Source organism: Roseibium sp., from assembly GCF_025698965.1.
Lineage (GTDB): Bacteria > Pseudomonadota > Alphaproteobacteria > Rhizobiales > Stappiaceae > Roseibium.
This window is the reverse complement of sequence record NZ_JAILWL010000292.1, coordinates 1-8,249: the sequence shown is the minus strand read 5'-3', so window position 1 is coordinate 8,249 and position 8,249 is coordinate 1. Positions and strand designations below refer to the sequence as shown.

At 57.0% G+C, this 8,249-nt stretch carries 10 protein-coding genes; 5 read left to right on the top strand and 5 right to left on the bottom strand.

Annotation, left to right across the window (positions count from 1 at the left end; genetic code table 11):
* From K5905_RS21135 to K5905_RS21115, 5 genes are all read left to right on the top strand, one after another.
* The coding region (locus tag K5905_RS21135) for a NosD domain-containing protein (protein WP_297587378.1) at positions 1–699 on the top strand (699 nt) is incomplete at its 5' end.
* Positions 696–1,601 carry an ABC transporter ATP-binding protein gene (locus tag K5905_RS21130; protein WP_297587376.1) on the top strand — a complete coding sequence of 302 codons (906 nt, stop codon included), beginning with the start codon at positions 696–698 and terminating at the stop codon, positions 1,599–1,601. The genes K5905_RS21135 and K5905_RS21130, both read left to right, overlap by 4 nt.
* 3 nt (positions 1,602–1,604) lie before the next feature.
* Positions 1,605–2,435, top strand: a complete 831-nt coding sequence (locus tag K5905_RS21125; RefSeq protein WP_297587373.1) for an ABC transporter permease subunit — start codon at positions 1,605–1,607, stop codon at positions 2,433–2,435.
* Positions 2,432–2,980 carry a nitrous oxide reductase accessory protein NosL gene (locus K5905_RS21120; RefSeq protein ID WP_297587370.1) on the top strand — a complete coding sequence of 183 codons (549 nt, stop codon included), beginning with the start codon at positions 2,432–2,434 and terminating at the stop codon, positions 2,978–2,980. Before K5905_RS21125 ends, K5905_RS21120 begins: the two co-directional genes overlap by 4 nt.
* A complete protein-coding gene (locus K5905_RS21115; RefSeq protein ID WP_297587367.1) occupies positions 2,977–3,993 on the top strand; it encodes an FAD:protein FMN transferase in 1,017 nt (338 codons plus the stop codon). The genes K5905_RS21120 and K5905_RS21115 overlap by 4 nt, the downstream gene beginning before the upstream one ends.
* 214 nt (positions 3,994–4,207) lie before the next feature.
* Here K5905_RS21115 and K5905_RS21110 read toward each other — a convergent pair whose 3' ends face one another.
* The 5 genes from K5905_RS21110 to K5905_RS21090 all read right to left on the bottom strand — a co-directional run.
* Positions 4,208–4,423, bottom strand: coding sequence for a hypothetical protein (locus K5905_RS21110; protein ID WP_297587364.1), 216 nt, complete (start codon positions 4,421–4,423; stop codon positions 4,208–4,210).
* 420 nt (positions 4,424–4,843) lie between these two features.
* Positions 4,844–5,095: a hypothetical protein gene (locus K5905_RS21105; protein ID WP_297587361.1), complete on the bottom strand. Its 252-nt coding sequence runs from the start codon at positions 5,093–5,095 to the stop codon at positions 4,844–4,846.
* A complete protein-coding gene (locus tag K5905_RS21100; protein WP_297587358.1) occupies positions 5,092–5,835 on the bottom strand; it encodes a CbiX/SirB N-terminal domain-containing protein in 744 nt (247 codons plus the stop codon). Before K5905_RS21100 ends, K5905_RS21105 begins: the two co-directional genes overlap by 4 nt.
* Positions 5,792–7,348, bottom strand: a complete 1,557-nt coding sequence (locus K5905_RS21095) for a nitrite reductase (RefSeq protein WP_297587356.1) — start codon at positions 7,346–7,348, stop codon at positions 5,792–5,794. The genes K5905_RS21100 and K5905_RS21095 overlap by 44 nt, the downstream gene beginning before the upstream one ends.
* Positions 7,323–8,249, bottom strand: a 927-nt coding sequence (locus K5905_RS21090; RefSeq protein ID WP_297587353.1) for a heme d1 biosynthesis radical SAM protein NirJ, incomplete at its 5' end; no start/stop codon positions are given. The genes K5905_RS21090 and K5905_RS21095, both read right to left, overlap by 26 nt.

The following is an 8,249-nucleotide window of genomic DNA, read 5'->3' as shown; positions in this document are numbered from 1 at the left end:
AGCCCCAAGGACACGTTCCGCAACAACCGTTTTGAAGGCCTTAGATTTGCCATTCATTACATGCACGGCAATGGCGGTGTCATTGAAGGCAATGTATCTGAAGGCAACGACATCGGCTTTGCGCTGATGTTCTCTGATCGTCTTTTTGTCCGGGACAATGTCTCCATCGGTGACCGCAATCACGGCCTTATGCTGAACTACGCCAATCGCGCAAGGATCACCGGCAACCAGGTGTCCGGTGGTGGCGAAAAGTGTCTGTTCATGTACAACGCCAATAAAAACAAGGTTGAGGACAACCGGTTCGAAGGATGTCCGATCGGCGTTCACTTTACTGCCGGTTCCGCAAACAATCATTTTCAGGGCAACGCATTCATTCGCAACAAGACCCAGGTCAAATATGTCGGCAGCCGCGTGCTCGATTGGAGCACGGATGGTCGCGGCAATTTCTGGAGTGACCACGCGGCTTTTGACATGAACGGTGACGGCCTGGCCGATACCGCATATCGACCGAATGATCTCGTTGACCAGGTTCTGTGGACCCAACCTTCCGCCAAGCTTCTTGTCGGCAGTCCGGCGGTGCAATTGCTGCGCTGGACCCAGTCCCAGTTTCCGGCACTGTTGCCCGGCGGGATCGTCGACAATGCCCCCCTAATGCATCCACCTGTTCGGCCGATGCCAAATTCAGGAGTTCAGGGATGACGAATTCCACGCTTGCTGTACGCGCCGTCAGCAAAAACTTTTCCAGCCACAAGGCCGTCGATCAGGTGTCCTTTAACCTGGAACCCGGAGAGCGTGTCGCTCTTCTTGGGCACAATGGTGCGGGAAAAACCACGCTCTTTAAAATGATCCTCGGGTTTTTGAAGCGGGACGACGGCGACATTTCGGTGTTGAGTGCTGCCCCGGGCAGCAACAATGCCCGAAAAGCCACGGCATACCTACCCGAATCGGTCGCGTTTCCGGCAGCCCTGACAGGTGAGGAAATCCTGAAGTTCTATGCCCGGCTAAAAGGGCAAAAACCCAAGGAAGCTCTTCCTCTTCTGGAAAAGGTCGGTTTGACTGATGCCGCCAGAAGGCGTGTTGGAACGTATTCCAAAGGTATGCGGCAGCGGCTCGGTCTCGCGCAAGCTCTGATCGGTCAGCCAAGGCTCGTGTTGCTCGATGAGCCAACGACGGGTCTGGATCCGATTTCCCGCCAGAATGTCTATGAACTGATCGGTGAACTTGCTCAAAAGGGCGCAACGGTTCTGCTTTCTTCACACGCTCTGACGGAACTTGAGGCCCGCACCGATCGCATCCTGATCATGTCCAGGGGAAAGCTGGTCGCAGATGATGCGCTATCCGAACTGCGTGCACAGGCTGGTCTTCCGATCCGGTTGAAAGTCTGGACGAAACCGGATGCGGTTCAGGAAGTTGCCGACCAGTTGGGTGGTGGCCGGATGAATGGCCGATCGGTTGAATTCGATTGTGACTTTGAGGAAAAGGTCAAAGCACTCTCCGCCATCAGCGCATTGGGTAATCTGGTCGAGGATGTCGATGTCCACGCGCCGAGCCTTGATGATGTTTACCGGCATTTTTCGAATGCCGCACAGAAGGAGGCTTGAACCATGCTCTCCCGTGTTCTGACTGTCGCCGCGCAGGAAATTCGGATCGGGATCCGCAACAGGTGGATCCTGCTGGCAACCGTTATCCTCGCGGTATTCTCCCTCGCACTTGCCCTTCTTGGGTCCGCTCCTGCCGGAACGCTCGGCGTCGATCGCCTGACGATTACGGTGGCCTCCTTGGCGAGCCTGTCGGTCTATCTGGTCCCGCTCATCGCTCTGCTGCTGGCATTCGATGCGGTCTGCGGTGAGGTTGAGCGCGGCACTCTTCTTATGACCTTTTCCTGTCCGATCTCCCGCTCGGAGTTTCTGATCGGCAAGGCGCTGGGCCATACGCTGGTGCTGACCTTTGCCCTTGTCATCGGCTATGGACTGACCGCCGGATTATTGGTGGTGACGGGCGGTGGGTCGATGACCGGGCTGATCGATTTTTCCCGGTTGATTGCAACATCAATCCTGCTCGGTATCTGCTTTCTGGCCATTGGCTATGTTCTCAGCTCCCTGACACGTCAGTCAGGAACTGCTGCCGCCGCAGCGATTGCAGCCTGGCTCCTTCTGGTCGTTTTGTACGACTTGGCGCTTCTGGGTGCGCTTGTTGCCAATCCAAGTGGCGTCTTTGCTTCCGACGTCTTTCCTTACGCGGTTCTGCTGAACCCGGCCGATGCGTTCCGTCTCTTCAATCTGGCGGCCCTTGGCGCAAGTGACCTTGTCGGCGGCATGGCCGGCGTGTCCGAAACGTTGCCTTTCAGTCCGGCTTTGGCGCTGGTCTCTCTCCTGGCTTTTGCCGCCGGTCTTCTCAGCCTCTCCGCTCTTCTTATCCGGAGAATGACGCCATGAAACGACATCTAGTTATGCTGTTTGCACTCGGCCTTCTGACAGCCTGTCAGGAAGAAACGCAGATCGCAAAGCCCGACCCAATGGCGTTGACGCCGGAAGCAGCGGGTTTCTACTGCCAGATGACTGTGCTGGAACACACCGGGCCCAAGGCGCAAATACACCTGACCGGTAATCCGTTTCCCTTCTGGTTCACGCAGGTTCGCGATGCGGTTGCCTTCAGGCATAGTCCGGAAGAACCCAAGAACATCGCCGCGATTTATGTGAACGACATGGATAAGGCTGTGAGTTGGGACGAGCCCGGTTTTGAAAACTGGATCGATGCGGAGGCTGCCTGGTTCGTTGTCGGCAGCACTCAGGTTGGCGGCATGGGTGCCCCGGAGGCGATTCCCTTTGGCACCGAAGCCGGTGCAAACGCGTTTGCAGCAGAGAACGGCGGCAGCGTTCTGCGCTTCGCCGATATCCCGGTGGATTATGTCCTGGCTCCGGTTGACCTTTCTTCAGCATCACACGTGAAGGCCGATGAAGTCTATGGAGCGAAACAATGAACCGAACCCAGCTTCAGGGACCGAAAGTAAACCGGCGGCGGTTCGTCAAGATCTGCGCGGCAGCCGCTGCAGGACTGGCGCTCACGCCGGGTCTCACAAACGCGCAGCCAATTCTGCATCGCTGGCGTGGAGTGGCGCTCGGCGCCAAGGCGGAAATCAACCTGCTCCATGAAGACCGCGACAAGGCGCAGGAGCTGTTCCGGCTGGTTGAGACAGAGATCCGACGCCTCGAAGCCGTCTTCAGTCTTTACCGCGAGGACAGCGAGCTTGCCCGGTTGAACCGGGACGGACGCCTGACGGCACCGTCGCTTGACATGATCAACCTTCTTGGCCTGTCGCAGCGTATCCATGTTGTGACCGAAGGTGCGTTCGATCCGAGCGTCCAACCACTTTGGGATTTTTATGCCCGTCAGGCGAGCGAGGAGAAGGCAGTCAAAAGCAGCGCCCTGGACGCGGTCGTAAGACGCACAGGTTTCCGGCATGTCGTCTATGAACCCGGCTTTGTTGAATTCGGGCGTGAAGGAATGGCGCTTACCCTGAACGGCATTGCCCAAGGTTATATCACCGACAGGGTTGCCGCTCTGCTTGCCGCAAGAGGTTGCGTGGATATGGCGGTTGATCTTGGTGAGATCTCCGCCTCGGGCAATGGAATCGGGTCAGAAGTTTCGGGCCGGAAAGGCTGGGCGGTCACACTCCGACCGGACCCGGAGGTCCCGGACGTCGAGACGAAGATTGAGATAGTCGACGCGGCGGTCGCAAGCTCGGCCAGAAAAGGCACTACTTTCGATCAGGCCGGTACGGTCTCGCACATTCTGGATCCAAGAACCGGGCTGCCGGTTCAAAGCGATCTGACCGCAGCAAGCGTTGTCGCCCGTACTGCCGCCTATGCTGACGGTCTGTCCACTGCGGCGCTCGTCTGTGGTGAAAAGGTTCTTTCATCGGCTCTCGCACATGTACCCGGATCTCAGGCGTTTGTTCTGAGGGAAGACGGAAAGTCAGGCTGGCTCGGTTAACTGCACGATGCGCCGGAAATCGGATCAGGAGGCTGTGGAAGGTACGCGTGATGCAACGTCCGTCGTCGGGACATCCGTGCGCCATCCGGAATGCATTGCCGGATCAACCGTCATTGGGTCGCCGACGTCCCTGAATGGGAAAAGAAGAACGCTGCTGCCTCGCTGACGGAGCAATTTGATTTGTCAATTCAAACGCGTCTGAAATGCGATGGCGCTACGCGCTTCGTTCTTTCTGAGCGAGACGGGACTGAAGCTTCAAATTGATTTCCTGCCATTCCCGAACCCTGTTTTCCAGGCGCTTGAACTCAATGTCCTGAGCCGCATTCTTGAGCTTGAGATCCTGAATGGTGTTTTCAAGCAGCGTGATGCGGACCAGGAGCTTTTCAACGGTCAGGGCGTTTTGATAATCGAGAGAGGAATTGGATGCCATGGGGGCGTCGGCACACTCTTGTTTGCAAAAAAGATCAAAAAAAGCCTCGCAAATCTGCTTGCGGGAAGATTCACGAGGCCAGTCGGTTGGTAAGGTTTCGCAACCGTCAGTGTTCATATCGCTACGTAATACGGGTGTAAATATTACGGATGAAAGATGTATACATTGTCCTGACACATCGTGACATTTCTACCCGCAATCAGGTCAATCCGATGGTCTGGATTACCTTGAGTTGCGCAAATATTGCCCTGGGAAGCCGGTATTGGTCTCACGCTCCTGTCGTGACCTCCGAAACGGGTGTTTCCGGTCGCCTGAAAGTGCCTCGACAAGTAGCCTGAAATATGTGTTCGTCGATCGGAAACCCTGACAGCTCCAGATCTCAACGATCACCAAAGCGCATCCAATCTTATGAAGGGTGACCTAGTTCGCGGAAGTCCGCTTTCCTTCCGCCTCATCCATGAGACCGCGGACCCATTTCGCAGCCCACCAGGTTGCCGGGAGACCGAGCGGCAGGCTTAACCAGATGGCTGTCACCGGTGGAATGGCAGGAAACCCGAGGGCGATGCCGATCAAACCAAGCAGGAACAGGTTGATGGCGACCGCACCGGCGGTAAACGGATAGAGCACGATGGCCAGTTTCCTGACCGACCATGATGTTTCAGGCTGTGTCATGCCGCCAGGCTCCTGTTATCTGCGAGCTTCAGGCTTTGCGCGATCAGTTCGGGGATAAACCAGGCCTGTCCGAGACAGGGAAGCTGAACGCCCTGAAATTCGGCGCGTTTTAAAGCCTGAGGAACATCTTCTTTCACGTGTCCGCCCGGCGTCGCGAAGAAAGGCAGGGCAAGTGTTTTCGGGCCACACTCTGCGGCAACCGACGCAAGATCGGGGTCCTGTTCCAGATAGCCGATCCGAATATGGCTCGCCGGCAAAATTTCTTTCATTGCTGCGACGAAGTTCTCGCAACTCTCTGCTGCGGCATTCCCCGTTGCCGACCCGTGTGCGGCAATGAGAATTTCGCATTCATCCAATGACCAGTTTCGCCGTTCTGCTGCCCTTGAGAGCAGACGAAGCGCCGATCTTGGCAGTTCCTGAAGCGCACCCAGGGGCGCAAGCTGCCGGCAACTTGAATTCCCCAGGCGATCAGGAAGAGCCTTTCTGGTGAACCAGCCTTCCGCCATGAACACGGGAAAGATCAGTGGCTCGTTTTGACAACTCGATAGAACACGTTCCAGGGCGCCTGGAGTTGCCAGCGTGGCGGCTCGCACCGACCAGTCGGGAAGCCGTCGCGCAACCTGATTGGCCAATTCCCGTACATGGTCTTCACCAGCCTGGGGTTTGGATGGTTGCCCGTGTGAGACGATAACCGCCTCAGTGACTGGTCCCCTCCGAAAACGTGATCTTGTTCCAGACATTGTACTTTCCTGAGGGTTTGCGCATGGGCAGACGGCGGACTTCTTCCAGAGTTTTCGCGTCGTAAACAATCACTGCGCCATCGTCCTCCCAAACAGAGACGAGGGCATAGCGACCGTCGCGCGTGAACTCGACATGGGCAACGGTCGCATCTTCAACCGGACGCAGGGTCTTGACGATCTCAAGGCTCTCCTTGTCGATGACGTGCATGACATCCCTGTTCGGTCCGAAGAACACATCGACCCAAACGTAAGGTGAGTTTTCATGACTGCGCATGAAGAAGCCGGGGCCGAGCGTGTCGATCCGTTTGATCGTCTTCCAGGTATTCATGTCGATGACGGAGACCGTACCGTCCTTGAGGTGAGGCGTTGCCATCACGGTCGTGTCGCCATACGTCCAGGTGATACCGGACCCAAGATGTGGCATGCCCGGCAGGTCCAGGTCGGCAGTCTTTTGACCGATCACAAGGTCGATGACCTGTCCGCCTTCGCCGCCGCGTGATGCACCCATGACATATTCATAGCTCTGGTCGAAGAAGAAATCGTCCAGGTAGTCAGGCGTCGTTATCTTGCGAATCGGGAACGGGTTTGTATGCGGTGCCGGTCCTTCGACCCGCCAGTCATGGGCGAAACCGAAATGTGGTGGATTGGGACCGTAGAAAACCTCCCAGATCTCGGGCACATCCTTCAAAGCCAACACGAAGCTTTTGCGAGGCGGCGCCTGATATACGGCTGAGATCCGGCTTGGCGTTCCGTCCTTGCCTTTGACCTCCTGAACCTTTGCCACGCTGAGATCTTCCGTCGACAGGATCGTCAGCGAATTCGGCAGGTAATTGGCCACCGCCAGCCAGGTGCCATCGTGGCTGATCGCGATGTTGCGGCTGTTGAGGCCTGCCCGAACACGCCCGACCTCCTGAAGGGAGTAAAGGTCGTATTTCTGGACCCAACCGTCACGGGACATGATGTAAACATATCTGCCGTCGGGGCTGAATTTCGGGCCACCATGCACGGCGAACGGTGTTGCGAACCTGTCGAGCGTTTCAAACGTGTCGCCGTCGAGCACGCTGACATGGTGGTCGCCGGTTTCGACTACCAGGGTGATATTCATGGGATCCGACGACCAGACCGGATTGTCGGCCGGCTTGTATTCCTCGTTGAGTAGGCGGCTCGCCATGATTTCTGCCTCACCCCAGGGTGGGATGTCGGCCAGGGGCTGTTTCAGGTAGGCGGTCAGCTCTTCAATCTGTTGCTCGGACAGGATTTCCTTGAAGGCCGGCATCTGCGTTGCGGTTCGACCCTCCCGGATGACCGAGACGAGATTGGGGCCACGCATTCGTCCCAACGTCTGTGGAATTAGCGCAGGTCCCAACCCGCCCAGTCGTTCAGCACCATGACACTCCTGGCAATTGTCGGCATAGTCCTGCACCGGGTCCGCCATTGGTGAGGACGCCATAAGGGCAAGAGACAAAGCCGGGAACAGGATCCGGGTGCTAAGCGAAACGATGAACCGGGTCATGGCTCTTTCCTCGGAATGGAGTGACAGTAAGACGTTCCTGGGTGTGGTTGGAAATGCCGATTTCGCTGTCGCTCAAGTAACAGGCCGGGTCTTCGGCCCAGGGATCGCCTGTCAGCTGAAGTGCCCTGATCCGGGTATTGCCACCGCAGACATCCTGAAGCGCACATGCGCCGCATCTGCCTTTCAATGGTCTGGGCCGGGTTCTGAGACGGGCCAACATGGGATCCGAACCGGTCCAGAGGTCTGAAAATGCGGATGTCTTCACGCTGCCGATCGTATAGTCCGACCAGTAGGTATCAGGATGCACATTGCCGAGCGTATCGATATTGGCGACGCCGAGTCCGGATGAGTTGCCACCCCATGCACTGAGATGTGCGCGCACATGGTCGGCCTTTTCATCGCCAAAGGTCTTGCGGACCCAGTTCAGAAAATAGACTGCATCCGCGTCATTGTTGCCGGTTACAATATCCAGGTTTCTGCCACCGCTGACACCCTGCCAGGCGCGATCCATCAAGAGATCCATGGCCCAACGGGATCGCTTGTGCTCCGCGTCTTCTCCCCGGTGCTTGTCACCACGGCCGGCATAGACGAGATGAGAGAGGTAGAACTTGTCGACACCCTCGTCATCGCACAGGCGCAGGAGGTCCGGCAGGTGAGTGTGGTTTCCTTCGGTCAGTGTGAAGCGCAACCCGACTTTGATGCCACGGGCCTTGCATTCGCGTACACCACGCAAGGCGGCAACATATGCGCCTTCAACACCGCGGAACCAGTCATTGGTCGCACCGATCCCGTCAATGGAAATGCCGACATAGTCGAAACCGATCTCTGCGACACGGTCGGCGATTTCGCATTGAAGTTTGGTTCCGTTGGTCGAAAGGGCAAGCATGCGCACCAATTGCCG

What these genes read in the sequence shown, in the direction of transcription:
- K5905_RS21130 (WP_297587376.1), top strand. Translation starts at nt 696, where the DNA reads ATGACGAATTCCACGCTTGCTGTACGCGCCGTCAGCAAAAACTTTTCC.
- K5905_RS21125 (WP_297587373.1), top strand. Translation starts at nt 1,605, where the DNA reads ATGCTCTCCCGTGTTCTGACTGTCGCCGCGCAGGAAATTCGGATCGGG.
- K5905_RS21120 (WP_297587370.1), top strand. Translation starts at nt 2,432, where the DNA reads ATGAAACGACATCTAGTTATGCTGTTTGCACTCGGCCTTCTGACAGCC.
- K5905_RS21115 (WP_297587367.1), top strand. Translation starts at nt 2,977, where the DNA reads ATGAACCGAACCCAGCTTCAGGGACCGAAAGTAAACCGGCGGCGGTTC.
- K5905_RS21110 (WP_297587364.1), bottom strand. Translation starts at nt 4,423, where the DNA reads ATGGCATCCAATTCCTCTCTCGATTATCAAAACGCCCTGACCGTTGAA.
- K5905_RS21105 (WP_297587361.1), bottom strand. Translation starts at nt 5,095, where the DNA reads ATGACACAGCCTGAAACATCATGGTCGGTCAGGAAACTGGCCATCGTG.
- K5905_RS21100 (WP_297587358.1), bottom strand. Translation starts at nt 5,835, where the DNA reads ATGTCTGGAACAAGATCACGTTTTCGGAGGGGACCAGTCACTGAGGCG.
- K5905_RS21095 (WP_297587356.1), bottom strand. Translation starts at nt 7,348, where the DNA reads ATGACCCGGTTCATCGTTTCGCTTAGCACCCGGATCCTGTTCCCGGCT.